This is a genomic window from Rhodobacter sp. NTK016B (assembly GCF_017303295.1).
Taxonomy (GTDB): Bacteria; Pseudomonadota; Alphaproteobacteria; order Rhodobacterales; family Rhodobacteraceae; genus Pararhodobacter.
In genome coordinates, this window is record NZ_JAFKOK010000002.1 from 396,415 (window position 1) to 422,970 (window position 26,556).

Annotated in this window: 23 protein-coding genes; 12 read left to right on the forward strand and 11 right to left on the reverse strand. The window is 65.4% G+C overall.

The window, feature by feature from the left end; all coding sequences use genetic code 11:
* Positions 1–18: 18 nt before the first annotated feature.
* Positions 19–567, reverse strand: a complete 549-nt coding sequence (uraD, locus tag JI664_RS04255) for a 2-oxo-4-hydroxy-4-carboxy-5-ureidoimidazoline decarboxylase (RefSeq protein WP_207012477.1) — start codon at positions 565–567, stop codon at positions 19–21.
* A 103-nt stretch (positions 568–670) separates the two neighbouring features.
* Between uraD and JI664_RS04260 the strand changes: the two genes are divergently transcribed.
* From JI664_RS04260 to JI664_RS04270, 3 genes are all read left to right on the forward strand, one after another.
* The gene (locus tag JI664_RS04260) at positions 671–1,615 is read left to right on the forward strand and encodes a LysR family transcriptional regulator (protein WP_207012478.1); all 945 of its coding nucleotides are present in this window, start codon (positions 671–673) and stop codon (positions 1,613–1,615) included.
* A gap of 97 nt (positions 1,616–1,712) precedes the next feature.
* Complete coding sequence (locus JI664_RS04265) at positions 1,713–2,507, forward strand: SDR family NAD(P)-dependent oxidoreductase (RefSeq protein WP_207012479.1); 795 nt, start codon at positions 1,713–1,715, stop codon at positions 2,505–2,507.
* Between the two features lie 92 nt (positions 2,508–2,599).
* Positions 2,600–2,923, forward strand: a complete 324-nt coding sequence (locus JI664_RS04270) for a 2Fe-2S iron-sulfur cluster-binding protein (RefSeq protein WP_207012480.1) — start codon at positions 2,600–2,602, stop codon at positions 2,921–2,923.
* Between the two features lie 35 nt (positions 2,924–2,958).
* Here JI664_RS04270 and JI664_RS04275 read toward each other — a convergent pair whose 3' ends face one another.
* Entirely contained in the window at positions 2,959–3,447 is a 489-nt protein-coding gene (locus JI664_RS04275) for a MarR family winged helix-turn-helix transcriptional regulator (RefSeq protein WP_207012481.1), read from the reverse strand.
* Positions 3,448–3,519: 72 nt separating this feature from the next.
* Between JI664_RS04275 and JI664_RS04280 the strand changes: the two genes are divergently transcribed.
* The 5 genes from JI664_RS04280 (at position 3,520) to JI664_RS04300 (ending at position 9,599) form a co-directional block, all read left to right on the forward strand.
* Positions 3,520–5,208 carry a dihydroxyacetone kinase family protein gene (locus JI664_RS04280; protein ID WP_207012482.1) on the forward strand — a complete coding sequence of 563 codons (1,689 nt, stop codon included), beginning with the start codon at positions 3,520–3,522 and terminating at the stop codon, positions 5,206–5,208.
* A 107-nt stretch (positions 5,209–5,315) separates the two neighbouring features.
* The gene (locus JI664_RS04285) at positions 5,316–6,527 is read left to right on the forward strand and encodes a cytochrome P450 (protein ID WP_207012483.1); all 1,212 of its coding nucleotides are present in this window, start codon (positions 5,316–5,318) and stop codon (positions 6,525–6,527) included.
* Positions 6,528–6,572: 45 nt separating this feature from the next.
* A complete protein-coding gene (gene dctP, locus JI664_RS04290) occupies positions 6,573–7,688 on the forward strand; it encodes a TRAP transporter substrate-binding protein DctP (protein WP_207012484.1) in 1,116 nt (371 codons plus the stop codon).
* A gap of 82 nt (positions 7,689–7,770) precedes the next feature.
* On the forward strand, positions 7,771–8,283 hold the full coding sequence (locus JI664_RS04295) for a TRAP transporter small permease (protein WP_207012485.1): 513 nt from the start codon (positions 7,771–7,773) through the stop codon (positions 8,281–8,283).
* Positions 8,283–9,599 carry a TRAP transporter large permease gene (locus JI664_RS04300; protein ID WP_207012486.1) on the forward strand — a complete coding sequence of 439 codons (1,317 nt, stop codon included), beginning with the start codon at positions 8,283–8,285 and terminating at the stop codon, positions 9,597–9,599. Before JI664_RS04295 ends, JI664_RS04300 begins: the two co-directional genes overlap by 1 nt.
* Positions 9,600–9,714: 115 nt before the next feature.
* On the opposite strand, the gene JI664_RS04305 is transcribed toward JI664_RS04300, so the two are convergent.
* Both JI664_RS04305 and JI664_RS04310 read right to left on the reverse strand, forming a co-directional pair.
* Positions 9,715–11,160, reverse strand: coding sequence for an aldehyde dehydrogenase (locus JI664_RS04305; protein ID WP_207012487.1), 1,446 nt, complete (start codon positions 11,158–11,160; stop codon positions 9,715–9,717).
* Between the two features lie 30 nt (positions 11,161–11,190).
* Positions 11,191–12,900: a thiamine pyrophosphate-requiring protein gene (locus tag JI664_RS04310; RefSeq protein WP_207012488.1), complete on the reverse strand. Its 1,710-nt coding sequence runs from the start codon at positions 12,898–12,900 to the stop codon at positions 11,191–11,193.
* A 119-nt stretch (positions 12,901–13,019) separates the two neighbouring features.
* Between JI664_RS04310 and JI664_RS04315 the strand changes: the two genes are divergently transcribed.
* Entirely contained in the window at positions 13,020–13,940 is a 921-nt protein-coding gene (locus JI664_RS04315) for a LysR family transcriptional regulator (protein WP_207012489.1), read from the forward strand.
* A 9-nt stretch (positions 13,941–13,949) separates the two neighbouring features.
* Here JI664_RS04315 and JI664_RS04320 read toward each other — a convergent pair whose 3' ends face one another.
* Genes JI664_RS04320 through JI664_RS04340 form a run of 5 tightly spaced genes read right to left on the reverse strand, consistent with a single transcriptional unit; the run spans position 13,950 to position 18,730 of the window.
* A complete protein-coding gene (locus tag JI664_RS04320) occupies positions 13,950–14,882 on the reverse strand; it encodes a 3-keto-5-aminohexanoate cleavage protein (RefSeq protein ID WP_207012490.1) in 933 nt (310 codons plus the stop codon).
* 21 nt (positions 14,883–14,903) lie between these two features.
* Positions 14,904–15,827: a 3-hydroxyacyl-CoA dehydrogenase NAD-binding domain-containing protein gene (locus JI664_RS04325; RefSeq protein ID WP_207012491.1), complete on the reverse strand. Its 924-nt coding sequence runs from the start codon at positions 15,825–15,827 to the stop codon at positions 14,904–14,906.
* Positions 15,812–17,107, reverse strand: a complete 1,296-nt coding sequence (locus JI664_RS04330; RefSeq protein WP_207012492.1) for a TRAP transporter large permease — start codon at positions 17,105–17,107, stop codon at positions 15,812–15,814. Before JI664_RS04330 ends, JI664_RS04325 begins: the two co-directional genes overlap by 16 nt.
* Positions 17,108–17,112: 5 nt before the next feature.
* Positions 17,113–17,613, reverse strand: coding sequence for a TRAP transporter small permease (locus tag JI664_RS04335; protein WP_207012493.1), 501 nt, complete (start codon positions 17,611–17,613; stop codon positions 17,113–17,115).
* Between the two features lie 4 nt (positions 17,614–17,617).
* Entirely contained in the window at positions 17,618–18,730 is a 1,113-nt protein-coding gene (locus JI664_RS04340) for a C4-dicarboxylate TRAP transporter substrate-binding protein (RefSeq protein ID WP_207012494.1), read from the reverse strand.
* A gap of 218 nt (positions 18,731–18,948) precedes the next feature.
* Here JI664_RS04340 and JI664_RS04345 point away from each other — a divergent pair, with 218 nt between their 5' ends.
* Both JI664_RS04345 and JI664_RS04350 read left to right on the forward strand, forming a co-directional pair.
* A complete protein-coding gene (locus JI664_RS04345) occupies positions 18,949–19,896 on the forward strand; it encodes a helix-turn-helix transcriptional regulator (protein WP_207012495.1) in 948 nt (315 codons plus the stop codon).
* A 47-nt stretch (positions 19,897–19,943) separates the two neighbouring features.
* Entirely contained in the window at positions 19,944–20,966 is a 1,023-nt protein-coding gene (locus tag JI664_RS04350; protein WP_207012496.1) for an NADP-dependent oxidoreductase, read from the forward strand.
* 81 nt (positions 20,967–21,047) lie between these two features.
* Here JI664_RS04350 and JI664_RS04355 read toward each other — a convergent pair whose 3' ends face one another.
* Positions 21,048–24,488, reverse strand: coding sequence for an indolepyruvate ferredoxin oxidoreductase family protein (locus JI664_RS04355; RefSeq protein ID WP_207012497.1), 3,441 nt, complete (start codon positions 24,486–24,488; stop codon positions 21,048–21,050).
* A 138-nt stretch (positions 24,489–24,626) separates the two neighbouring features.
* Between JI664_RS04355 and JI664_RS04360 the strand changes: the two genes are divergently transcribed.
* Positions 24,627–25,106 (forward strand): Lrp/AsnC family transcriptional regulator, encoded by a 480-nt coding sequence (locus tag JI664_RS04360; protein WP_207012498.1) that lies wholly within the window; start codon positions 24,627–24,629, stop codon positions 25,104–25,106.
* Between the two features lie 234 nt (positions 25,107–25,340).
* Here the strand turns inward: JI664_RS04360 and JI664_RS04365 are convergent, their stop codons facing one another.
* Positions 25,341–26,546 carry an amidase family protein gene (locus tag JI664_RS04365; RefSeq protein WP_207012499.1) on the reverse strand — a complete coding sequence of 402 codons (1,206 nt, stop codon included), beginning with the start codon at positions 26,544–26,546 and terminating at the stop codon, positions 25,341–25,343.
* Between the last annotated feature and the right edge of the window lie 10 nt (positions 26,547–26,556).

Sequence of the window (26,556 nt, forward strand, 5' to 3'; positions counted from 1 at the left end):
CAGAGATCGGGAAAACCATCACACGGCCTCCCCGATGCGGGAGCCGCCTGTCAGCCGAGCCAAGCGCGCCGTCGCCACCGAAACAACTTCGCTCAACGCGCGCGCCATCTCTTCCGAGGGGGCGTTTTTCAGCCTGCCTTCGAACTGGGCGAGAACCGCGTCGAGATCCTGCATCGCGTGCAGCGCGATGATGAAGGGATAGCTAAACCGCTGCGAATACTGGCGATTAAGCTCGAACAACCGCGCCGCGATTGCGGGCGCAGGCTGCGCAAGCCCAAGGCGACCCTGCTCTCCCTGCGACGCGGCGGTCATCGTCTCGGGCGTTGCGGGGGCAAGCTCGGGATGGGCGCGCAGCAGCAGCAGGCGCTCGTCTTCAGCCAGAGCGGTGATTGTCGCGCGCAGGGCGGCGGCAAGCTGCTCGCGATCGGCGAAAGGCCGTGCGAGCGCGATACGACGGGCCAACCACGGCGAACGCTCGACCACCGGCGCCAGCATCGCGGCGGCATCGTCGAGCGAGGCGGCATTGAGCGCGGCAATCGAAAGCGGGGTGGGTTGGCGGTCGGTCATGGGGAGGTCCCTGTGGCTGTCCGGAGAAGCCTAGCCAAGAAAAGCATTGCCAACTATTTCAATCGGGGTCAGTCTGCATTCGCAAAATCAGAATGGCTTGCGAATGGCCCTGCACCTTGTTCCCCGCGCCCTGCTGTATCTCGAGACCGTGGCCCGGCTTGGCTCGATCCAGGCGGCGTCGCGGGCGCTGGGGATTGCAGCCTCGGCCATCGACCGGCAGGTCATCGCGCTGGAAGACGCCTGTCAGGCGCCGCTTTTCGAACGCCATCCGCGCGGAATGCGGCTGACCACGGCGGGCGAATCCATGGTGCTGCTGGCGCGGCGCTGGCAGGACGATGCCGAACGGCTGGACGCCGAGTTGCGCGAAATGCGCGGCGAACAATACGGCACCGTGCGGCTGGGCGCGATGGACAGCCTGTCCAACAGCGTGCTGCCGATGCTGGTCGACACCATCGCGCGCGATCATCCGCGCATCCATCTTGCCATCGAGATCCTGTCACCGCCCAAGGCCGCCACCGATCTCGACAGCGGCGCGATTGATCTGGCCATCGTCTTCAACCTGCCCGCCGACCGCTGGCGCCACGTCTTGTGGAGCGCGCCGCTGCCCTTCGGCTGCATCGTCGGGCCGGGCCACCCGCTGTGGGGCGCGCCCGAAACCACCCTGAACGAGGCCGCGCGCTTTCCGATGGCTGCCCAAAGCCGCGATCTGCCAGTGCGGGAGTATCTCGACCGCCGCTATGGCTGGCTGTTCGACCCGGTCGAGCCGGTGCTGGTGTCGAATTCGCAGCAATTGATGAAAAAGGCCCTGCGACAGGGGCGGCTGATGTCGATCACCTCGGAACTGACGGCGATTTCGGAACTGCGCGCGGGCGAGCTGTGGTTTTCTCAACTGACCGATCCGGGCCTGAAACCGCAGACGATCTCGGTCGCGGTCGATGCCCGCCGCCCGCTGCTGCGCGCCGCAAGGCTGGTGGGGGATGCGCTGTCATCCATCGTCGCGACCGAACTCTCCGCCCGCCGGGCCGAGGCGGACCGCGCCGGAACGTGACGGGCCTGTCCCGCGTACACTTCCCCTGCCCCGCGCGACATGCCACCGTCTGTGCCGGGCCGCTAACGGGCCCGCGCGACGCAACCGAAGGACCAAGATGTTCAGACTGGACGGAAAGATCGCCCTGATCGTCGGCTGCGGTGCGCCGGGGGACGGTGTGGGGAACGGGCAGGCGATTGCCGTGGCGATGGCGCGACAGGGCGCGGCGATCTATGGCCTCGACCGCGACCTTGCGGCTGCAGAGCGCACAGCACAGCAGATCCGCGGTGAAGGCGGGCAGGTGACGGTCCGGCAGGCCGACGCGACCCTGTCGTCCGACCTGAACGCGGCGGTGCAGGCCTGTCTCGACCAGCACGGGCGCATCGACATCCTTGTGAACAATGTGGGCCAGTCCGAGCCCGGCGATCCCGGCACGATGGCTGAAGAGACGTGGAACGCGCAGCTTGATCTCAACCTCAACACCGCGTTCCTTGGCTGCAAGGCCGTGCTGCCGGTGATGGAGCGTCAGGGCGCGGGCGCGATCGTCAATGTCTCGTCCATTGCCGGGCTTCGCTATATCGGCAAGCCTCAGGTCGGATACGCAGCGGCGAAGGCGGCGCTGATGCAGATGACCAAGACCACAGCGGTGATCTATGCCGAGCGCGGCATCCGGCTGAACTGCGTGGTGCCGGGGCTGATCTTCACGCCACTGGTCAAACGTCTGGCCGACAAATACGCGGGCGGCGAATACGAGGCCTTCGTGCAGAAGCGCCACGATCAGGTGCCGATGAAACGGATGGGCAGTGCATGGGACGTGGCCCATGCCGCCGTTTACCTTGCTTCGGACGAAGCGGGCTATGTCACCGCGCAATGTCTGGTCATCGACGGCGGGATCACCGAAACGACGCCCTGATGCCGCCCCCGCAAGGGCGCTCGGGCCTCTCTGACATTGATAGTTGCACCATAAACGAGTTTATTGTTAAACTTTGTGCCGGAGGATTACGCATGATTCAGATCACCTTTATCGACCATTCCGGCAAGGAAACCCGCCTGTCGGTGCCCGAGGGCACATCGATCATGCAGGCAGCGGTGCAAAACGGCGTCGAGGGGGTGATCGGCGAATGCGGCGGCTCGGCGATGTGCGCGACCTGCCATTGCCATATCGAAGCGGGTTTCGCGCCGAAACTGGCCCCGATAGGCGACATGGAAGAGGCGATGCTCGATTGCGCCGCCTCGCCGCTCGACGACCGCAGCCGTCTGGGCTGCCAGATCGAGCTGACGCCCGAGCTTGACGGCATCGTCGTCTATCTGCCCGAAAGCCAGATCTGATGGCCGAACCGCGCAGCTGCGGACCGGCCCTTGGGTCAGCGTCCGCTCACCTCGTGATCGACGGCATCGACCTTGGACAGATTGCCGCGCATCCGCTCCAGCATCGCGAACAACGTGTTCAGCTCGTCCTCGGAAAATCCGTCGAGCAAGGCCGCTTCACGCCGCAGCGCGATGGCGATGATCTTGTCGTGCAGCTCGGCGCCCGAGGGCGTCAGCCACAGCAGCCGCCGCGTGCGGTCCAGCCGCGAGACGACATGGCCCAGATCTTCGAGCCGGCGCGACGAGCGGCTGACCACCGACTTGTTCATCGCCACCATCTCGCCGACGCGCAGCGCCTGAATTCCCGGCTCGTTGCGCAAGGCGGACAGGATGCGCCATTCGTTCAGCCCGATATCGAAGACCTTCAGATAGACCTGCGACGCGCCCCAGGACAGCCGGTTGTTGATAAGCGACAGAAAATACGGCGCGTATCGCGAGGCTTGGACCGATTTGCCATGCTCGGTAATCAGATCGGTGTCAGGCATGGTGCGGGCTCCTTGGGGTTCGCGAATTCTTATCAGCAACCAGTTTAATTACAAACCACGAGGGAGGGCGAGATGAAGAAACTGATCAACGACGTGGCCGAGGTCGTCCCGCAGGCTTTGGCGGGGCTGGTCGCGACCTCGAACGGGCTGCGCCTGATCGACGGCACGACCATCGTTGTGCGCGACGATCTCGACGCCGTCACCGCCGCGGGCAAGGTCGCGCTGATCTCGGGCGGCGGCTCGGGACACGAACCGGCCCATGCGGGCTATGTCGGACAGGGAATGCTCAGCGCGGCCGTCGCGGGGGATGTGTTCGCCTCGCCCTCGACCGATCAGGTGCTGATGGCGATCCGCGCCGTGGCCGGACCGGGCGGCGTGCTGCTGATCGTCAAGAACTATACCGGCGACCGGCTGAATTTCGGTCTGGCCGCCCAGATCGCGCAGGGCGAAGGCATCGCCTGCGAGGTGCTGGTCGTGGATGACGACGCGGCCCTTGGCAGCGCCGAAAAGACCGCCGGACGCCGCGGCATTGCGGGCACCGTGCTGGTGCACAAGATCGTTGGCGCCGCTGCCGAAGCGGGACTGTCGCTGGCCGAGGTGAAAGCGGCGGGCGAGGCCGCCGTCGCCGCCACCGGCTCGATGGGCGTGGCGCTGAGCCCCTGCATCGTACCCGCTGCCGGGACGCCGAATTTCGACCTTGCGCATGACGAGATCGAGCTGGGCCTCGGCATCCATGGCGAAGCCGGTCTCGAACGCGTCAACCTGCGCCCTGCCAAGCATCTTGCGCGCGACATGATCAGCACTATCGCCCGGGATCGCGGGCTGACATCGGGCGACAAGGTCGCGCTGCTGGTCAACAATCTGGGCGCCACCCCGCCGATGGAAGTGTCGATCATGGCGGGCGACGCGCTTGACGCCTGCGCGGCGCTGGGGCTCGACGTGCAGCGCGTCTGGTCGGGCACCTACCTGACCGCCATCGACATGGCGGGCGTGTCGCTGTCGCTGATGGCGCTGGACGATGCGCGGCTCGCTGCGCTCGACGCCCCTGCCAGCGCGCCCGCCTGGACGCTGCCGGGTCAGCGCCATGGCCTGACCATCCCCGCCCCCGAGGCCGAACCCACGACGCCGTCGAATGGCAGCGCCGATCCCGCCTTGCTGAGCGCACTGATCGCGGGCTGCGGCGCGCTGATCGCCGCCGAGCCGGACCTTACCCGCATGGACCAGCAAGTGGGCGACGGCGATATCGGCCGCTCGCTCGCCGGTGGGGCCGAGGCGCTTCTGACCGAGAAGGACACGCTTGTCGGGCTGACCGGCGCGGCCTTCTGGCGTCATGTCGGCGCGGTGATCCGCCGCTCGACCGGCGGCACGTCGGGGCCGCTTTACGCGATCCTCGCCTTTGGCGCCGCCAACGCGCTGGATGAGGCGCAGGGCGATGCCGGGGAAACCCTTGCCACCGCTTTCGCGCAGGGCGTCAAGGCGCTGTGCGATCTGGGCGGCGCCGAGCCGGGTGACCGCACGATGGTCGATGCGCTGGCCCCCGCCGTCACTGCCATGGCCGGGCCGGGCAGCGTGGCCGAGCGCCTTACCGCCGCCGCCCGCGCCGCCGCCGACGGGGCCGAAGCCACGCGCCAGATGAAGCCCCGGCGCGGGCGTTCCAGCTATGTCGGCGATCGCGTTCTGGGCCATCCCGACCCGGGCGCCGTCGCGGTGTCGATGTGGCTCGATGCGGCGGCCAGTTCGGTGGTCAATTCGGGGGCCTGACGGGCCCCGCCCCCCGCCGTTCTTTCAGGAAGCAGCAAGCGAAATGAGACATTCCGCTTGCACAATAAATCAGTTGCTAATTAAACTGACCGCAGGAGGAGATTCGTATGTCCGTCGTTGATGCACGTGACCGTCCGGTACTGGACATCGATCCGTTCAGCCGCGAGGCGATGGATAATCCCATCGCCCTTGACGAAACCATCCGCAAGGCGGGGCCGCTGTGCTGGGTGCCGAAATACGGCTTCTGGGTCACCGGACAGGATGCCGTCGCGCGCGAGGTATTCGAAGACTGGCGCCGTTTCTCGTCCGCCTTCGGCACCGGGCTGACCAATGTCGTGCGCGAAGAGCCGTGGCGCAAACCCTCGTCCATCCTCGAAGCGGATCCGCCGGTGCACACGCCCAACCGCAAGGTACTGGCGCGCGTCCTGTCGCCCGGCGCGCTGCGCAAGATGGCCGACGATTTCCGCGCCGAGGCCGAACGCATGGTCGATGCGCTGCTCGAACGTGGCGGCGAGATCGACATCGCCACCGATCTGGCCTTTGCCTTTCCGTTCAAGGTGCTGCCCGACGCGGTCGGCCTTCAGCCTTCGGGGCGGCACCACCTGATGCCGTATTCCGAGTTGAATTTCAACGCGATGGGGCCAAAGAACGACCTGTATTACGCGGCCCGCAAGGTGGTCGAGGAACAGGGAACCTTCGAATATGTCGCCGCCCAGATGGCCGAAGAGAACCTGATCCCCGGCGGTTTCGGCGAAGAGATCTACGGCTATGCGCATCGCGGCGAAATCAGCCACGAAGACGCCGGTATGCTGGTGCGCGCCTTTATCTCGGCGGGTATCGACACCACGGTCTTCGGCATCGGCATCGCCATCAAGGCACTGATCGACAACCCGGCAGAATGGGACAAGCTGCGCGCCGATCCCAGCCTTGCCCGCGCGGCCTTCGAAGAAGGTCTGCGCTGGTTTGCCCCCTCGCCTGTGATCGGCCGCACCACCAGCGCCCCGACCGAGCTGGCCGGCGTGCAACTGGGTGGCGAAGAAAAAGTGATGATGTGGCTTGCTGCGGCGAACCGCGACCCGGCGCGGTGGGACGATCCCGACCGCTACGACATCAGCCGCCGCACCGTGGGGCATCTGGCCTTCGGGACCGGCATCCATGGCTGCGTGGGGCAGATGGTCGCCCGGCTCGAAGCGGAATCCGTGCTGGGCGCGCTGGCCCGCAAGGTCGCGCGAATCGAGATGGTTGGCCCCGCCGAGAACGTCCACATCAACTGGCTGCGCGGCTATCACCGCCTGCCCGTGCGGCTGACCGCCGCCTGACCTATCAAGAACGCCATTCCGGCGTGTTTACTGGGAGGAGTAAAGATGACAACGACCAAAACCCTGACCCTGACGACCGCGCTCGCCGTGCTCGCCACCGGCGCGCTGGCGCAAAGCCCGATCTACGGCTCGTGGCCGCCGGCCTCGGACTATCTGAACACCGACACCCTGCCCGAAGCCTTCGAGATGATCTCGGAAGCGACCGACGGCTCGCTGCAATGGGAACTGATCGCGGGCGGTCAGCTTGCCGATGGCCGGGGCACGCTGGCCGCGGTCAGCGACGGCTTGATGCAGGGCGGTCTGCAGATCCCGGTCTACACGCCGCAGGACATGCCCTCGCTCACGCTGCTCTATTCGATCGTGGTGCCCGGTGACGACCCGATGGCCGCCGCCGCCGCCGCTGCCGAAACGGTGTTCCTGAACTGCCCGTCCTGCCTTGCCGAGGCACGCGACAACAACACGCTGCTGCTGGGCGGCTTTGCCTCGGCCTCGTACCGGCTGATGTGCACCTCGCCGGTCGCGTCGATCTCGGACATGGAAGGCCTGCGCATCCGTGCCACCGGCGGCTATTCCGAACTGGCCTCGATGGGCGGCGCAACGCCGATGTCGACCACGCTGACCGAAGCCGTGGGCCTTCTGCAGCGCGGCGGTCTGGACTGCCTGATGGCGACGCGCGAATGGCTGCAGACCTATGGCTATGGCGAATACGCCAAATACGTGACCGACCTGCCGCTGGGCAACGCCGCGCCGGCAATCGGCCTGCTGATGAGCCGCGATCTGTTCACCGGCCTGTCGGAAGAGGAACAGCAGGCGATGCTGCACGCCTCGGCCTTCATCACCGCCAAGCACACGATCGGCAACTACGTGCTGCGCGATCAGGCAAGCTTCGAGCATCAGCAAGAGGTCAACGGCGTCGAGCTGGTCACCCCGGATGACGAACTGGTCGCCATGGTCGAGGGCTTTTCCGAAGCCGACCGCGCGCGCCTGATTGAGGTCGGCATGCAGCTGGGCGTCGACAATCCCGAAGCGCTGATCGAGACCTATCTCGCCGCCGTCGAGCGCTGGCAGGGTGTCTCGGCCGAACTGGGCACCGATATCGATGCCTGGACGCAGCGTCTGTGGGATGATGTCTTCTCGCAGGTCGACGTCTCGTCGCTGTAAGTCACGCAGGCGGGGGCACCTTCAGGTGCCCTCGCAATTCCGGTCGCGACCGCTGTCGCACCCAATCCCCTTGGGGCTCGATATGACCCTTTTTCACCGCCTTGTCTCGCGTCTTGCCGACGCCCTGTTTGCCGTGTCGCTGCTCGCGGGCGTGCTGATGATGCTGCACGTGACCACCGATGTGATCTCGCGCACGCTGTTCAACGCGCCGCTGGCCGGGACCGGCGAGATCACAGCAACCTATTACATGATCGCCGTGGCCTTCCTGCCGCTGGCATGGATCACCCTGCGTGACCAGCACGTTACCGCCGATATCTTCGTCAGCGCCCTGCCCCGCGCCCTGCGCGCGGTGATCGCGGTGCTCGTCGATCTGCTGGTCATCGTCTACGTCTCGGCCTTCGTCTGGCAAACCTGGATCTCGGCCCTGTCGCGTACCGAGCGCGGCGAGGTCTGGGAGATCCTCGGCGGCTACCTGCCGGTCTGGCCGACGCGCTGGCTGCTGCCCGTCGCCGGTGCGGCGATGGTGCTGACCATGGTGTTCCGGCTGATCGCGCGCCTTACCCGCTACGAATACGACAGCGAAGGACAGAACTGATGGATCCGTTGACCTTCGGCCTGGTGACGCTGGGCTGCATGCTGTTCCTGATCGCGCTGCGGGTGCCGATCGGTGTCGCGCTTGGTGTGGTGTCGCTTCTGGGCCTTGCCTATGTGCGCAACTTCCCCATTGCGCTGTCGATCCTGCGCGAGACGCCTTTCGCCTTCGCCGCAAGCTGGGACCTGACGGCGATCCCGATGTTTCTGCTGATGGGGGCGATTGCCAACCATTCTGGGATATCGTCGGCGCTGTTTCGCGCCGCGCGGTTGTGGTTCAGCGCCCTGCCCGGCGGTCTGGCCGTGGCCGCCAACATGGCCAGCGTCGGCTTTGCAGCCGCCTGCGGCTCGTCGCTTGCCTCTTCGGCGGCGATGGGACGGCTGGCGATCCCCGAGATGCTGCGCGTCGGTTATGACAAGGCGCTTGCCACCGGCGTCGTTGCCTCTGCGGGCACGCTGGCTGCGCTGATCCCGCCCTCGATCATGCTGGTGCTCTACGGTGTCTTTGCCGAGGTCTCGATCTCGCGCCTGCTGATCGCGGGGATCCTGCCCGGTTTCCTGACCGCCGTGGCCTATGTCCTGCTGATCGTCATCCGCTGCAAACTGAACCCCGCGCTTGCGCCCAAGCTCAGCGATGACGAGCTTGAAACCCTGCGCGCTGACCGTCTGTCGGCGCTCAAAGAGGTCTGGCCGGTCACGGTGCTGATCCTCGGCATCATCGGCGGGCTCTATGGCGGCATTGTCACCCCGACCGAGGCCGGGGCCGTCGGCGCCGCGCTTGCGCTGGTCATCGCGCTGGTTCAGCGCCGCATCACCGTTGCCACCTTCACCGACGCGCTGAAGGAATCGATGTCGGGCACGGCGCAGATCTTCTTCGTCGGCATGGGCGCCGTCATGTACACGCGCCTGCTGTCGCTGACCGGCGTGTCGCAGCTTCTGGCCGACATGATGAGCGGCTATGCCGGGGATCCGCTGCTGGTGATCCTGGCGATCTCGCTGGTGTTCCTTGTCTTGGGGATGTTCCTCGATCCGCTGGGTATCATGCTGATTACCCTGCCGGTTTTCCTGCCGATGATGGAGGCGCTTGATCTCAACCTGATCTGGTTCGGCATCATCGTCGTGAAATACGTCGAGATCGGGATGATTACGCCCCCCCTCGGGATGAACGTCTTTGTGGTCAAATCGGTGATCGGGCCGGCGGTGCCGATCTGGACCATCTATCGCGGCGTGCTGTGGTTCCTTGCCGCCGAGGTGGTGGTGATGACCCTTCTGATCGCCTTCCCGCAGATCAGTCTCTTCCTCCCCGAATTGATGCGCTGACGCATCGGTTCGAACTCGCGGCGCGGCCCACCCTGTGGTCGCGCCGTTTTTTTATGCGCAGACCCTGTGGGGCAGACAGAAAAGGGCCCGGCGATCACGCCGGGCCCTTTCGTCGTCAGAACGGGTAATGCTGGCCCGGATCTTCGATCGTCAGCCAGCGGATCGTGGTGAAAGCGTCGATCCCCGCCTTGCCGCCGAACCGGCCATAGCCCGAATTCTTGACACCGCCGAAGGGCATCTGCGCCTCGTCCGCGACGGTCGGGCCGTTGATGTGACAGATGCCGCTCTCGATACGGTCGGCCACCGCCATCGCGCGCTGGACGTTCTGGCTGAACACCGCCGCCGACAGCCCGTATTCGGTGTCGTTGGCCACCCGCACGGCCTCGTCGTCATCGGCGACGCGGATGATGGGCTTCACCGGGCCGAAGCTTTCCTGCTGATAGATCGTCATGTCGGCGCCGACATGGTCGATCAGCGTCGCGCTGACGACCGAGCCGTCACGGGTGCCGCCCGCGACAACCTTGCCGCCCTTGGCCTTGGCGTCGGCGATGATCTTGTCCATCTTCTCAGCCGCTTCGGGCGTGACCAGCGAGCCCAGCACCACCTCGTCGCGCGGGTTCCCGGCGGGCAGCGCCGAGGCTTTCTTGGCCAGCGCCTCGACAAAGGCGTCGGCGATGCCTTCGTGCACGATGATCCGCTCGGTCGACATGCAGATCTGGCCCTGGTTCATGAACGAGCCGAAAGCCGCGGCATTCACCGCCCCGTCCAGATCCGCGTCATCGAGGATGATAAGCGGTGCCTTGCCGCCCAGTTCCAGCAGCACAGGCTTGAGATGCTCGGCCGCCTTCTGCGCGATGATCCGCCCCACGCCGGTCGAGCCGGTGAAGTTGACATGCCGCACGGCGGGCGCGGCGATCAGAGCGGCGACGATCTCGGCGGCATCTTCGGGCGCGTTGGTCACGACGTTCAGAACGCCCGCCGGGAACCCCGCCTCGGTAAAGGCTTCTCCGATCGCCACATGGGTCGCGGGCGACAACTCGGAAGCCTTCAGCACCACGGTATTGCCACAGGCGATGGCCATCGCCACCGCGCGGGTGCCCAGGATCACCGGCGCGTTCCACGGCGCGATGCCCAGACACACGCCCATCGGCTTGCGCTGCGCCAGCGACAGCATCCCGGGCTTGTTCGAGGGAATCACCTCGCCGGTGATCTGCGTGGTCATCGAGGCCGCTTCGCGCAGGATCCCCGCCGCCAGCATGCAGTTGAAACCGATCCACGGGCCGGTCGCGCCGGTCTCGGCAATGGCCGTGGCAATGATGTCGGGCGTCTTTTCTTCGAGCCGGTCAGCCGCCTTGTTGAGCAGCGCGCGGCGCTCGGCAGGGCTGGTCGCGGCCCAGCCGGGAAAGGCGCGCGCGGCGGCATCGACGGCGCGCTGCGCATCCGCGACCGAGGCGGCGGGCACTTCGACCGCGACATCGCCGGTGACCGGGTCGCGACGCTCATAGATGCGCCCGCCCTCGGCCTGCGCGTTGGCGCCGTCGATCAGCATGGAAATCTTCATTCAATCCTCCTAAAGGCAGGGTTTGCGCGATCAGTCGGGACTGACCGCGATGTTCAACAGAACCTGCCGCCGGTCCTCGGTCGCGACGCGGATCGCACGCGCGAGGGCTTCGGGCAAAGCCGCGCCGTCGGTGACGGTTTCGACATGCGCCCTGCTGGCGGCGGCGGTCAGGGTGAAATCGGGGCTCGGCCGCAAGCTGGTCAGCGGCACCGCGTTGGCGCGGTCCGCCTCGCCGCCCGGGTAAAGGCCCAGCACCGAATGCCGCACCGCGCCCCATTCCTCGTTATTGAGCACCAGCGTGATGACCGGCAGCGCGTGCGCCTCGGCCACCAGATGGCAGGCGGTGGGATTGGCGAACATGTAGCTTCCGTCGCCCATCGTGGCAAAGATCAGCCGCTCGGGATCGGCCAGTTGCGCGCCCATCGCGGCGGGCAGGCCCCAGCCCAGACCGCCCGAATGCGGCTCTTGGAAATAGCTGTTGTGGCTGTCAAGATCGAGATGCGGCAGCGGGCAGCCCAGCTCGTGGAACACCGTCGCCGGGCGCGCCTGCGCCTTGATCGCGCGGCCAAGGCAGGCCGAGACCCACGCCTTGGTCATCGGCTGGCCGCAGCCCTGATCGGACGCTTTGCGCAGCGCGTCGCGGTCACTTGCGGCAGCAGCGGCGATGCGGTCACGCCGCGCGTCCAGCGCGGCTATGTCGCGCGGCTGGGTCTCGGTGGCCGCAATCAGTGCCTGCAGGGTTTGCGCGGTTTCACCCACCAGCGTCACATCCGCCGGAAAGTTGCGGATCGGCGTGCGGGTAAACAGCGGGTCGGGACCCAGCTGGATCACCTTGAGATCCGGACGCAGCTGCACGCGGTCGGGCCACCACGGCGCCAGCGAGTCGATCACCAGCACCACATCGGCCTCGGCCAGCCACGCATCGGGGTTCCAGCCGATATGCATCGGATGGCCCAGCGGCAGTGCCAGCCGCGTGGCCCAGTATTGCGACACCGGCAGCACGCGATCCTCGACGAAGCGCGACAGGGCGGCGAAAGCTGCGTCACTGCCCGCGCCGCGCTGCGCGATGATCAGCGGCGCCTTGGCCTGCGTCAGCAGCCGCGCGGCTTCGTCCAGCGCGGCGGGATCGGGCGACGGCACCACCGGCGCCATGCGCGAGGGGCGGTCCAGCCCCTCGGGCGGCGTCTGTTCGCACAAAACCTCGCGCGGCAGGCTCAGATAAACCGGACCCTGTGGCGTTGATGAGGCGATGGACCATGCGCGGTCGAAGACCTCGGCCACCTGATCGGGAAAGCGCAGCTCGTAATCCCATTTGGTGCATTCGCGCACCATGGCGGCCTGATCGAACATCTCCTGCCCCCAGCCGATGGGCACGGTCCGCGCGCCGAAGCGCCGGTCTTCAGCCACCGGCGTGCGTCCCGACATCATCATCACCGGCACGCGGTCGCACCAAGCGTTGATCGCGCCGATCGCGCCATTGGCCAGCCCGACATTGGTGTGCAGCATCACGGCGGCCATCTTGCCCGAGATCAGGTGATAGCCATGCGCCATGCCCATCGCCACGCCCTCGTGCGGGCAGGTGACGGGGTCGGGCAGGCGAAGCCCCTGCCGCCGGGCCTCGATCAGCCCTTCGACGATGGGCGGAAAATCGGTGCCCGAATTAACGAAGACATGCTCGACGCCCAGCGCGCCCAGCTTGCCGAAAATCGCACCGCCAGCGGTGATCGGGGTGTCGTTCATGCGCTCATCGCCTTTCGTGATCGATCATCGAGCGTCGCGTGTCCGCTCCTGCTCGTCAGTGAAAGAGATGGACCGCCTACCCGATATTGTCCAAATTATCTTTGGAATGGAGATTATTGATGAGATCAATAAGACTGGAAGCGCTTGACCTGAACCTTCTCAAGCTGTTCGTCGCCGTGGCCGATACAGGCTCGGTTTCGCACGCGGCGGTTCGGGTCGGGCTGACGCAGCCCTCGGCCTCGAACGCGCTGTCGCGGCTGCGGCACGCGCTGGACGATCCGCTGTTTCTGCGCGAACGCAGCGGCATGGTGCCCACGCGCTACGCGGCAGCGGTGCTGCCCACGGTGCGCAAGGCGCTGGACGGCGTGATCGAGGCTCTGGCCGAAGCCAGCCATTTCGACCCGGCGCAAAGCCGCCGCAGCTTTCGCCTGTCGCTCTCAGGGCTGGGCGAGGCGCTGTTCCTGCCGCAATTGACGCGGGCGCTGTTCGACGAGGCCCCACATATCCGCCTGCAAAACGACCCGGTGCCGCTGACCGCCCTGCCCGACGCGCTGCATCACGGCCAGATCGACCTTGCTTTGGGACTGCTGGCGCTGGACGGGCCGGATATCGGCGTCATGGCGCTTCATGCCGAGGAATACGTCGCCATTTCCGGGCCGGATGCAGCGCCGCTTCCCGATACCGCCGAAGCGTTACGCGCGTCCCGGCTGGTCATTGCCGCGCCCGCGACGACCTACGCAGCCGAGGTCACGGCGATCTTGTCGCGCCACGGGCTGGGCGGCAATGTCGCGCTGTATCTGCGCGAATTCACCGCCCTGCCCGAATTGCTGCATGACAACCGCTTTCTGGCCATCGTGCCCAGCGGCTATGCCCGGATGCTGGCCCGCGCCGGGCGGGCGCGGATCCTGCCGGGATCGCTGGGATCGTCGGGCTCGCCCGTCACCATGGTCTGGAGCAGGCGTGCCGAAACCGATCCCGGCTTTCGATGGTTTCGCGACCGGGTGGGCGCCTGTCTGCGCACCACCCCGCCAGTGGGGTGAACCCCGGCCTCAGATCGCGGTCTGATCGCCGCCCTTCGTGGCCAGCCTTTCGCGCGCTTCCTTGGGCGTAGCGACGGTGAAGGACAGCTCTTCAAGGATACGGCGGATCTTGGCGACCTGCTCGGCATTCGACTGGGCCAGCTTGCCCGGCCCGATGCGCAGCGAATCTTCCAGCCCCACGCGCACATTCCCGCCCATCAGCAGGTTATGCGTGTTCATCGGGATCTGGTGACGGCCCGCCGCCAGCACCGACCATTCGAAATCCTTGCCAAACAGCCGCTCGGCGGTGCGCAGCATGTGGACGAGGTGATCGACCTCGGCCCCGATCCCGCCAAGAATCCCGAAGATGAATTGCAAGAACAGCGGCGGCTCATACAGCTTGCGGTCCATGCAATAGGCGATGTTGTAGAGATGGCCGACATCGTAGCATTCGAATTCGAAGCGCGTGCCGTGGCCCTTGCCCAGCCGTTCGAGAATCTGCTCGATATCGGCGAAGGTGTTCTTGAACACGCCGTCCTTGCTGGCGGTGAGAAAGGGCCGTTCCCAGTCGTGCAGCCATTCCCGCTCGCGTTCGGCGGCGGCGAACAGGCCGTTATTGATCGACCCCATATTGAGCGAGGTCATCTCGGGGCTTGCCGCCTCGGCCGCTTCGAGCCGCTGGTCCAGCGTCATCCCCGGCGCGCCGCCGGTCGAGATGTTGATGATCGCCTCGCTCTGCTGCTTGATGCGCGGCAGGAACTGGCGAAACACCTCGGGGTCGCCGGTGGGCTTCCCGGTTTCGGGGTCGCGCGCATGCAGGTGAATGACCGAGGCCCCGGCCTCGGCGGCGGCGACGGATTCGGCGGCGATCTGGTCGGGGGTGATCGGCAGATAGGGCGACATCGACGGCGTGTGCATCGAGCCGGTGACCGCGCAGGTGATGATGACGCTGCGGTTTGACATAAGAGTTCCTCGGATTTCGGGTCAGGGGGTATCGAGAAGGCGCCGAAGCGCCTTGAGGCGGGTGTCGCGTGCGCGGCGCGCATCGGGGATTGCGGCTTCGGGGGTCCGCGCGCGAAGGGGCGTGTCGATGGTATCCGCCAGCGCATCCGACCACGGTTCGGTGACGTTGAGCTGGCGCATCACCGTCTGCACCGCCGGTCCATAGGCGCGCATCTGACCGGCGAAGCCGCCCGCGCCCATCAGGTGCGAGGCCGTCAGCGGGCCGATGCAGGCCCAGCGATAGCCCAGCCCGCGCGTCACCGCGCGGTCCAGTTCGACCGGATCGCAGATGTCGCGGTCGACCAGTTGATAAGCCTCGGCCAGCAAGGCGAATTGCAGCCGGTTCAGCACGAAGCCCGGCGTCTCGCGCTTCAGACGGATCACCTCGTGACCCGTCGAACGGATCAGCGCCGCGGTCGCGTCCAGCGTCGCGGGCGCGGTGGCCGGGCCGGGCACCAGCTCGGCAATCGGCATCAGATGGGGCGGCAGCATCGGGTGCACGACCAGCGTCTTGTCCGCGCCCGCCAGCCCCTCGAACAGTTGCGAGGGCGGGAAGGTCGAGGTCGAGCTGGCGATCACCGCGTCGGGCGCATGGGCGCGGGTTTCCGCGAACAGCCCGCGCTTGAGCTCCAGCTTCTCGGGCGCGTTTTCCTGAACATGATCCGCGCCGCTGACCGCTTCGGCCAGCGTGGGCGCCAGCGTCAACTCTCCCGGCCTGCGGTCTTGCAACACGCCGATGGCGGCGAGGTCGGCGTGAACCTCGGCCACGCGGGCGCGGGCGGCGGCCAGTGCTTCGGCGTCCGGGTCGTGCAGGCGCACGGCATGCCCGGCGGCGGTGAACAACCCGGCCCAGGATGCGCCGATCAGCCCGGCGCCCAGACAGGCGACACTCAGCTGATCAGCCATAGCAATTGCTCCCGCGTTGCGATCATCAGGATGACGACGATCAGGTCGGCCAGAATGAACCAGCTCACGCCCTTGAAGATCGCCTCGAGCTTGATGCGTCCGTTCGCCACGCCGTGCAGCACGAAGACATTCAGCCCCACCGGCGGCGTGATCATGCCGATTTCCAGCAATTTGGCGACGAAGAGGCCGAACCACAGATACGAGATATTCGCCGTGTCCAGGATCGGCAGCAGGATCGGCAGGATCAGAAGCATCGCGCCGATCGGTTCCAGAAACATGCCCAGCAACAGGAACAGCAGCGCCAGAAGGGCCAAAAGCGGCACGTCGCTGAGCCCCAGCGCCGCCACCCAGTCACCGATCGCATCGGTCACACCGGTCAGGGCGATGAAACGGGTGAAGGCATTGGCCGCCATAGCCACGACGAACAGGCTGCCGATACCCAGCAGCGTGTCGATGGCGCTGTCGCGCAGGGCCTTGAAGGTCAGAAGCCGCCGCACAGCACCGATCAGCACCGTCAGCAGCGCGCCGATGGCGGCGGCCTCGGTCGTGGTGAACCAGCCCACCATCATGCCCGAGAAGATACCCACCACCAGCAGGATCACCGGCCAGACCTCGATCAGGCTGGCGAAACGCTCGCGCATCGGCGGCAGAACGCCACGCGGCAGCAGTTCGGGGCGGCGCCATGCGATCAGGGTGATCGTTAGCGAGTACCCGATGACCGAGATCAGCCCGACCACCAGTCCGCCGAAGAACAGCTTCAGAATCGAAACCTCGGCCTGAATCCCGTAGAGGATCAGCAGGATCGACGGCGGGATCAGCGCGCCGATGGTTCCGGCGGCCGCGACCGACCCGGTGGCAATGCCCGGATCGTAGCCGGATTTCTCCATCTCGGGGACGGCGATACGGCCCATCGCCGCCGCGCAGGCGACCGAGGATCCGGTGACGGCAGAGAACCCGCCCGCCGCCAGCACCGAGGCCACGGCAAGCCCGCCGGGCATCGAGCCAACCCAGGCGCGCGCCGCACGGAAAAGCCCCTGCGTAAGGCCGGTATGGTAGGCCACGAAGCCCATGAACAGGAAAAGCGGGACCGAGCTGAGCGTCCAGCTGGCCGCGAAACTATAGGGAACGGCGTTCAGCAGGCCCAGCGCCATGCGCTGATCGAAAGCCAGCCAGAGGCCGAAGAACGCGACCGAGAACAGGGCCACGGCAATCGGCACCCGGATGGAGATCAGCACGAGCAACACGGCAAGGCCGCTGAAGCCGATAATCAAGGGATCCATGGCGATCACAGCGTTTGGGCTGCCTTGCTGCGGCGCGATCGCGGCAGCAAGAGAGCGATGGTGACAAGAGCGAAGGCGACGGGCAGCACCCAATAGGCGGGCCAGATGGTGATCCGGTCGCTTCCCGACAGGGCGAAGGCGCCGATGCGGGTCTTGGCCATGGCCTCGACAAGGCTCCGCCATGTCAGCAGACCGAAGATCACCACGCCCAGAGCACGGGCGATCAGCTCGGCCACGATCTGCGCGAAGCGGGGCAAGTGGCTGTAGAGAAAGCTCGCCGAGATCTGGCGGCCCTGCCGTTCGGCCAGCACGATGGGCAGGAAGCTGAGCCCGACCATGTAATAGTTCGACACGATCTCCACGGTGCCGGGAAGGGCACCGTGGAAAGCCGAGCGCAGGATCACATCCACTGTGATTTGCACGATCATGAGCGTCAGAAGCAGAATGCCGACGGTATAGATAGAGCGTTCCAGCACCACGTCGAAGCGATCGAGAAGACGGCTCATCGCGTCATTGCGCCGGGAAGCTGGCAAGGTCGATATTCGACCAGATCTCGGACATCAGCAGCTCGGCGTATTCTTCCTGCGTTTCGACACCCGCGACCAGCCCCTGCCAGCGCGCGACAAGTTGCTGGAAGCGCTCGATCTTCTCGGGCGCGTCGGTGATGCCCAGCGATTCCAGACGCTCGGGCAGCGCGGCAAGATCGGCGGCGACGAATTCGGCATTCGCCTCGCGGAAGGCCGCGTCGGGTTCGATCACCTCGATCCCCGCCTCGATCGCCCGCTCGCGCGCCATCTCGGTTTCGCGGATGTAGCGGAAGGTCAGCGCGGCCTCGCCCACCACGGCGGCGCGGATGAAGGCCTCGCGGGTCTCGACCGGCAGGCCCTGCCACAGGTCCAGCCGCATCGAGAAGGTGCTGACCCCGTTGAACGTGCCCAGATTGATCTCGGTCACCCCGCCGACGAGGTCATAGAGATTATACGCGGTCAGGTCGCTCATGGCGTTGTAATGCGCGCCGATCACGCCTTGGCTGAGGCCCTCGAAGACCTCGGGCGCGGGCAGCTGCACCGGGATCGCGCCGAAATGCTCGGCCCAGCGGCTGAAGGCAGCCCCACCCGTCCGGATGCGCAGACCTTCCAGATCGGCGGGCGTGCGCACGGGCTCGACCGCGATGATCTGGTAGGGCGTCGTCGCCGTGGCCCCCAGATACATCTGGTTGATCTGCGTGAACTCAGCCATGCATTCGGCACAGGTCAGCAGGTATTCCGCCGCCGCGCCCGAAACGACCCGCGCGTCGGTCCCCAGAAGCGCCAGCTCGGACGGCAGGTTGCTTTCGCGGAACTCGGCCGGGAAATACGGCATCAGCATCGAGCCGACATCGACCAGACCGTCACGCAGCCCGTTAACCATCTCGCCCGGCGAAACGAGGCCCGACGGATAATCACGCCCGGTCCATTCGCCGTCGGTCTCGTTGCTGAGCGTTTCAAGGAAAATGCGGTAGCCCTCTGCGCCGGCATGGTTGGGGCCGAAGGCGCTTGCGGTGCGGATGCTGTCGGCCAGAACGGGGGTGGCAAGGGCCGCAGCCCCCGAGACGACAAGGGTGCCGATGAAGCGAAGTGACATGATTTCCTCCCAGAACGGTTGCCCCGCCGACATCGCAGCGGAGATCGCGCTAACCCTTTCCAACCGCTTGGTTCCTCGCAAGGACCGGGCCTTTGCCGATTGCCGCGGGCCTTGCCGATTGCCGCGCGCAACGGCACCCGGCAAACCCCTCGCGCCGGTTGCATCGCACGTTTGCTTGGTTAACAATTCGCACCGGGGATGAAGGAATTAACAGCATCATGGCGCGGATCATCCAGGGCAATCCGAACAATGACTGGCTCAACTACTCGGCCAGTATCGCAAGCGATGCGGCGAAGGGGCGGTTCTGGGACGAGGTGATCGAAGAGGGCCTGACCTTTCGCTTTGTCGACGTGCGGCTCAGCCAGCCCGGCTGGTTCCGCGTCAAACAAAAGGACATGAACCTGTCGTCGATCTTCGTCGGTGCCTTCGACGGGTCGTTCTACACCCATCGCGATGCCGTGGCCCTCGATCAGAGCCTGCGCGTCTTCAATCTGAAAGGTCAGCAGGTCCAGACCGTCGCTTTCCGCCAGCCCACGCATTACCGCGTGACGCAATTGGCGATGTCACCCGAATGGACCCGCAACATGCTGAACGAATTCGACATTCCGCCCGAGGACGGCCTTGCAAGGCTGCATTCGGCCTGCCATCGCGGACGGCAATTTCAGGTTCAGAACCATGCCCTGCCCAATGATCTGGGCGCCGACATGCTGGCGCTGCAAGAGGGCAGCGCGCTGTCGCCCCGGCGGCGGCTGCGGCTGAAGGCACGGGCGCTCGACATGCTGGACCGGACGCTGGAAGCGATCGCCGCCGCCACCGCAGCCGCGAATGGCAGCGACGAGCGACTGGCCCTGATGCATCGCTGCGCCGCGATCCTTGACGAACGCTATGCGAACCCGCCCTCGGTCACGCAGCTGGCCGACGAGCTGGGCCTTGGCGTCGACGCGCTGCAGCGCAGTTTCAAGGCCGCCCACGGCGTAACCATCCGCACATGGCTGACCGAACGCCGGATGCACCACGCGGCCGAGCGGTTGCTGAATGGGACTGCCGCCGTTCAGTCCATCGGCTACGAGGTCGGATATCAGGACGCGACCGCCTTCACCCGCGCCTTCACCCGGGCTTTCGGTCACTCCCCCATCGAACACCGCACCCGGTATCAGCGGCGCTAGGCGGATCTCCGTTCGCTCGCCGCCCCCGACAATTCAGGACAAATCCCATGAAGACCACGCTTCAGGTACAGCTTGCTGCGCGCCCCGGCCCCGAAGGGCCCGCCCTGCAGAATTTCGCGCTGTGCGACGTGCCCCTTCGGGCACCGGGCGCGGGCGAGGTGCTGCTTGAGACGCTCTATCTGTCTCTTGACCCCTATATGCGCGCCCGGATGTATGAGGGGGCGAATTACGCCGCAAGCGCCGCTCTGGGCGCGCCGATGCCCGGCGCGACCATTGCCCGGGTGGGGACGTCGAATGCCGACGGCTTTGCGCCCGGCGATCTGGTCGAAAGCGCGCATGGCTGGCAAAGCCACCATGTCGCCAGCCCCGACACGCTGCGCCCGATCCCCGATACCGGCCTGCCGGTCACGACCGAGCTGGGCGTTCTGGGAATGGCCGGTCACACGGGCTATGGCGGCCTTTTGCGGTATGGTCGGCCGCAAAAGGGCGAAACGGTACTGGTTTCCGCCGCGTCGGGCGCGGTGGGCTCCGTGGTCGGGCAGGTCGCCCGGATCAAGGGTTGCCGGGTCATCGGCATTGCCAGCGGCGAACAGAAGTGCCGCTATCTGACCGACGAGCTTGGCTTCGACGTCGCCCTTGATCGCCGCGATCCCTGGTTCGACGCGAAACTGGCCGCCGCCTGCGAGACGGGGATTGATGTCTATTTCGACAATGTCGGCGGCGAGATCTTTGCCGCGACGATCCCCCTGCTCAATACCGGCGCCCGGATCGCGGTCTGCGGCACGATCTCGGTCGACCGCAACCAGCCCCCGGCGCAGGGCACCGACCGCCTGACCATGCTGCATTCGGCCATTCTTGTGAAACAGCTCAGCCTGCAGGGGTTTCTGTATACCGGCCTGCTGGACATGACCGAGGCGTTCCGGCGCGACATGACGGCGTGGATCGCGTCGGGAGAGCTGCGCTACCGCGAGGATATCGTCGACGGGCTCGAAAACGCGCCCGAGGCGTTCCTCAGGCTGTTTACCGGCGAGAATTTCGGCAAGAGCATCGTTCGGGTCGCGCACGCCTGACAGGGTTGCCGAAAAACAAGCGCGCCCATCTGCCGATGGGCGCGCCGATCTTGGTTGGCAACAGAGCGCAGCACCCGCCGTCTAGAAATCCGACGCTGAAAGCGCGGCGGCCATGTCGGCGCGCATCGCCTCGGCGGCGTGCTCCTTGACCGGACCGAAGCCCCGAACCTGCATCACCATGGCGGCGATCCGCGCGGCCTCGTCGCGGTTCTCGGCGGTCAGGCCCGCGACCAGCCGATCCAGAAGCGCCCGGTACTCGCCGATCATCGCGCGCTCCATCCGGCGCTCGGCGGAGTAACCGAATGGATCGAGCGCCGTGCCGCGCAGCGATTTCATCGTCGACAGCACCTTGAGCCCGCCTTGCATCCACGCGCCGAATTCGCGCTTGTAGGGGCGCCCGCGCGCATCCAGCCTGGACGAGAAGAAGGGCGGCGCCATGTGGTGCTTGACCTTGAAATCCCCTTCGAACCGCGCGCCGAGGCTGTCGTAGAACCCGGTCTGGCTGTGCAGACGCGCGACCTCGTATTCGTCCTTATAGGACATGACCTTGAAGAGGCCCTTCATGGCGGCTTCGGTCAGCGCCCCCGGCGCGCCGGTTGCGGCGGTTTCAGCAACGCTGACCTCTTTCACGGAGTCGGTATAGCGCTTGGCCCAGCGCACGTTCTGGTAATCGGTCAGGAAAGCCGCGCGACGCGCTATCTGCTCGTCGAGGGTCTGCACCTGCGTGACCGGGATGGCCGCGATGCGCTCGACCGCCGCGCGGTCATTGACCACGATCCGACCCCAGGTAAACGCCGCCTTGTTGAGATCGGGCTTCACGCCATTGAGCTCGATCGCCCGCATCAGGCTTTCCTCGCACACCGGCACAAGCCCCGCCTGCCATGCCGCGCCAAGGATCATCACATTGGCATAGACGCTGTCGCCCAGTAGCGCCTCGGACAGCGTGTTGGCATCCAGCGTGTGCAGGCTTTCGGCATCGACCGTGTCGCGGATCGCGTGCAGACGGGCTCCGGCGTTCAGGTCGGCATCGCGGTTCTGAACCAGATCGCCGGTCGGCATCACCGCCGTGTTGACCACCGCGCGGGTCTCGCCCTTGCGATAGGTCATCGAGGCCTTGGGCGACGAGCTGACCACCAGATCGCAACCGATCAGGGCGTCGGCCGAGCTGGGCTCGATCTTGACCTGATTCAGCGCGCCTTCGCTCCCTGCCATGCGGATATAGCTGAGAACGGGCCCGAATTTCTGCGCAAAACCCATGAAATCGAGCACCGAGGCACCCTTTTGCTCAAGGTTCGCGGCCATCACGATCAACTGGCCCACCGTTACCACGCCTGTCCCCCCGACCCCGGTGACAAGAACATCCCACGGACGCGACAGGTCCGGCATCACCGGCACCGGCAGTTTTTTCGCAAGACCTTCAAGCTGCGCGGGATCGGCCCCTGCCCCGGCTTTCTTCAGCGTGCCGCCTTCGACGGTGACGAAGCTCGGGCAGAACCCGTTCACGCAGGTGAAATCCTTGTTGCAGGTATTCAGGTTGATCTTCCGCTTGCGCCCAAATTCGGTCTCCAGCGGCTCGACGCTGAGACAGTTGGATTCGACCGAACAATCGCCGCAGCCCTCGCAGACCAACGGGTTGATGACCGCGAATTTCTTCGGGTCTTCCATCTTGCCACGCTTGCGCAGGCGGCGCTTTTCGGTGGCGCAGGTCTGTTGATAGATCAGCACGGTCGTGCCGGGGATCTCGCGCAAGGCGCGCTGCACGCGGTCCATCTCGCGCCGGTGCACGATCTCGATCCCCGCCGGAAAGTCCGAGCGGTCGAACGCTTCGGGCGCATCCGACACGATGACCACCTTCTTCGCGCCCTCCGCTGTCACCGATTGCGCGATGGCCGCCACCGTCAGCGGGCCGTCGACATCCTGCCCGCCGGTCATCGCGACCGCATCATTGAACAGGATCTTGTAGGTGATGTTGGTACCCGCCGCGATCGCCTGCCGCAGCGCCAGCGACCCCGAATGGTAATAGGTCCCGTCGCCGAGATTCTGAAAGACGTGCTTGTTGCCGTTGTACTTGGACCGCGACACCCAGTTCACACCTTCGCCGCCCATCTGGATCAGCGAGGTGGTGTTGCGGTTCATCCAACTGGCCATGAAGTGACAGCCGATCCCGGCCAGCGCCTGACTGCCCTCGGGCACCTTGGTCGATGTGTTGTGCGGGCAGCCCGAGCAGAAATAGGGCGTGCGCGTCGCGCCCGGCACATGGATCGGCGCAGAAGCGGGGACGACGGATTTCGCCTTGTCCGCAAGCTGCAGCTCGGGGAAGTTCCGCTCAAGCCGGGCGGCGATATGCCCGGCCAGCATGACCGCGCCCAGCTCCTGCGTCCAGGGGATCAGCCGGTCGCCGTTCTCGTCGCGCTTGCCGACCATCCGCTCAGGCTTGCGGCCCGGATAATCGTAGAAATACTCCTTGAGCTGGCTTTCGATGATGCCGCGCTTTTCCTCGACGATCAGCAACTCGCGCTTGCCTTGGGCAAAGGACAGCGCGCCGTCATGTTCCAGCGGCCAGACCATGCCGACCTTGTAGATGTCGATGCCGATCTCGCGCGCGCGGGCTTCGTCGATCCCCAGAAGGCGCAGCGCCTCAAGCACGTCGAGATGCGATTTGCCCGTGGTCACGATGCCGAAACGGGCCCCTGCATTGCCCCATTCGGCCCGGTCGATCGGATTGGCGCGGGCAAAGGCCAGCGCGGCGGCTTTCTTGTGCTCTAGCCGCGCCTCGATCTGTGGTCCGGGCAGGTCGGGCCAGCGGTAGTGCAGGCCATCTTCCGGCGCCTCGAAATCGGGCATGACGAAGTCGCGGTCCTTGGGCAGATCGAAAGACATCCCCGACTCGACGGTCTCCGAGATCGCCTTGAACCCGACCCACATCCCCGAGAAACGCGACAGCGCATAGCCCCATTCGGCGAAGGTCAGGAACTCGGCGACATTGGCCGGATTGAGGGTCGGCATGAAGAAGTTCATGAACGCGACATCCGACTGGTGCGACATCGACGAGGATACGCAGCCATGGTCGTCGCCCGCCACCACCAGCACCCCGCCATGCGGCGACGAACCATAGGCATTGCCGTGCTTCAGCGCGTCCCCCGCCCGGTCGACGCCCGGCCCCTTGCCGTACCAGAGGCCGAAGACGCCATCGACGGTACGGTCCGGATCGGTCTCGACCTGCTGGGTGCCGATGATCTGCGTGGCGCCCAGTTCCTCATTCACCGCGGGCACGAAATCGACGCCCGCCTCGGACACCAGCGTGCGGTTCTTCGACACTTCCAGATCGATCCCGCCCACGGGCGAGCCGCGATAGCCCGAGATGAAGCCCCGCGTGCTCAGCCCCGCCTTACGGTCCCGCCGCGCCTGATCCAGCGCGATCCGCACAATGGCCTGCGTTCCGGTCAGGAAGACCCTGCCCTCGGTGCGCGTATAGCGGTCCAGCAGGTCGTAATCGCGTAGGATAGGCGTCTGGTCTGTCATGGCTCCCCCCAAGGTGGCGTGTGGCAGTGTCCACAATCCTGTGGGGATCAATCATGCATATCGCGTGTGAAAACGGGTTCCCTTTTTATCCAGAAACCTGTCATTCTTGTGCAGATAATTTCATCGTGAAGGCTGTTCATGAAATCTGATTTCAAGATTGACCGACTCGAAGCAGAGATCGCGTCTTTGCTGCAAAAGGACGCCTCGATCGGCGTCGCCGAGCTTGCGAAACGGACGAACAGCTCGACCGCCACCTGCTGGCGCCGGATCCGCGCGATGGAAGAGGCAGGCGTCCTCAGTCCGCCCGTGCGCCTTGTCGACCCGGCCAAGGTAAACCGGCCCATGGATGCCTTCTGTCAGGTGCGGATGAAATCGCAGGATGCGAAGGCGCGGGCGGCGTTTCAACGAAGCATGGAGGCAGAGCCCGCCATCGTCGAGGTCTACTCGATTTCAGGCGACTGGGACTATTTGCTGCACATGGTGGTCCGCGACATCGCCGATCTTGAAGAGGTCCTGATGGAGCGCGTGCACGAACTCGACTGCGTCGCCAGCGCCTCAACCCTCTTCGTGCTGCGCCGGGTCAAACACACGACAATCATTCCCGTCGAGGAAACCTGAGGCACGGCAATGGCCCGCAAAAACAACTGTCCATACGAAGCGTGGCGGAGAAGAAGCCGACGAAGATGCGCACTACACCTATGCTATAGCCCTCTAAAATTGAAACCCGAGCGGAAGGGTTCAAATGAGGCAGACAGTCGCGAAACTCAGACGTCTACTCCGGCGTTTGCGGCAGAGTTTCCCTGGAAAACCAGCCCGCCGTTTTTGTTCGACGCATAGGATTTCCGCAAAATATCAACTGATTATTCTCTTTACCGCGCTTAATAGAAACTCGTCCTGGTAGTGGCCTGCAACGAAAGACAAGCCAACCGGACAATTGTCCACGGTCAATAGCGGAACAGAGATTTCCGGCAAGCGTGCCACACCGGAAAACGCGGTGATGGTCATCGTCGGATCATAGAAGTCCATCACCGCTTCAAGCGTGTTCAGGGAGCCCTTCCGCGGAGCGATTTTCGGCGTCGTAGGGAAGCAAATCACCGTTTCCGGGGTGAAGAAGGCATTGATCTGCCTGAAGAGACTTTCACACCTCGCCATGTTGTCCAGCGCCGCGATGCGGTCGAACTTCTGGACATTTCCGTAGGCCATCGAGAACGTGACGCCGAGTTCCGGCTTGCAAGCTTCGATCCAGTTGCCCACCGTGCTCTGGAATTCGGCGGTCTGCAGATCACGCAATCCATTCAGGTTGCAGACCTTCAGTTCGCACGCCTCCCCGACGATCTCGGAGAATCTTACCGGCTCGACCACAAAGCCGGTGTGTTCTGCTATTCGACCCAAGGCGCCGCCAACTTCACCTTGAATGGCGGTATCCGCAGTCTCCAGCGCATCCTGCAAGACGAGGATGCGTCGTGGCGATGGCATTGATGATGCGGGAGCGTTCAACAAGACGCGCATCGCCGCATCGAGCACGTCGAAGCGATCCGCCAGCACGCCTACGGTGCTGACGCTTGGCTGAAACGGCAAAACGCCAGCCTCGGATATCCGATGAAGAGAGGGACGCATCCCCCAAAGACCGCAAAGGCTTGCGGGAACACGGATGGACCCTCCCGCGTCCGTGCAAAGCGAAAAATCCGCAAAACCATTGGCGACGGAAGCAGCCGAGCCGCTGGACGACCCGCCGGGAATACGATCCGGCGCTTTCGCGTTGCGGGGCGTGCCAAAATAGAAGCTCTCCCCGTCGAGGCTATACGTGAACTCATCCGCCACGGCCTTCCCGACGCAACGCGCTCCGGAAGCAAGCAACTGGTCGACGCAGAGCGCGTTGTGAACAGGTGCGGGATGTGCGTCCCGCCAAGCGGGACTTCCATAGGACGTCTTATGTCCCGCAAGGTCGATGTTGTCTTTCACGGTGAAGCGAAGCCCGTCCAGCGAACCGCTACGTACGGGCGCGAGGTCAAGCTGTCCGACCAGTGCGCCAGATGGGTCTGTTGGAGAGTTAGGCATATAGTCTATG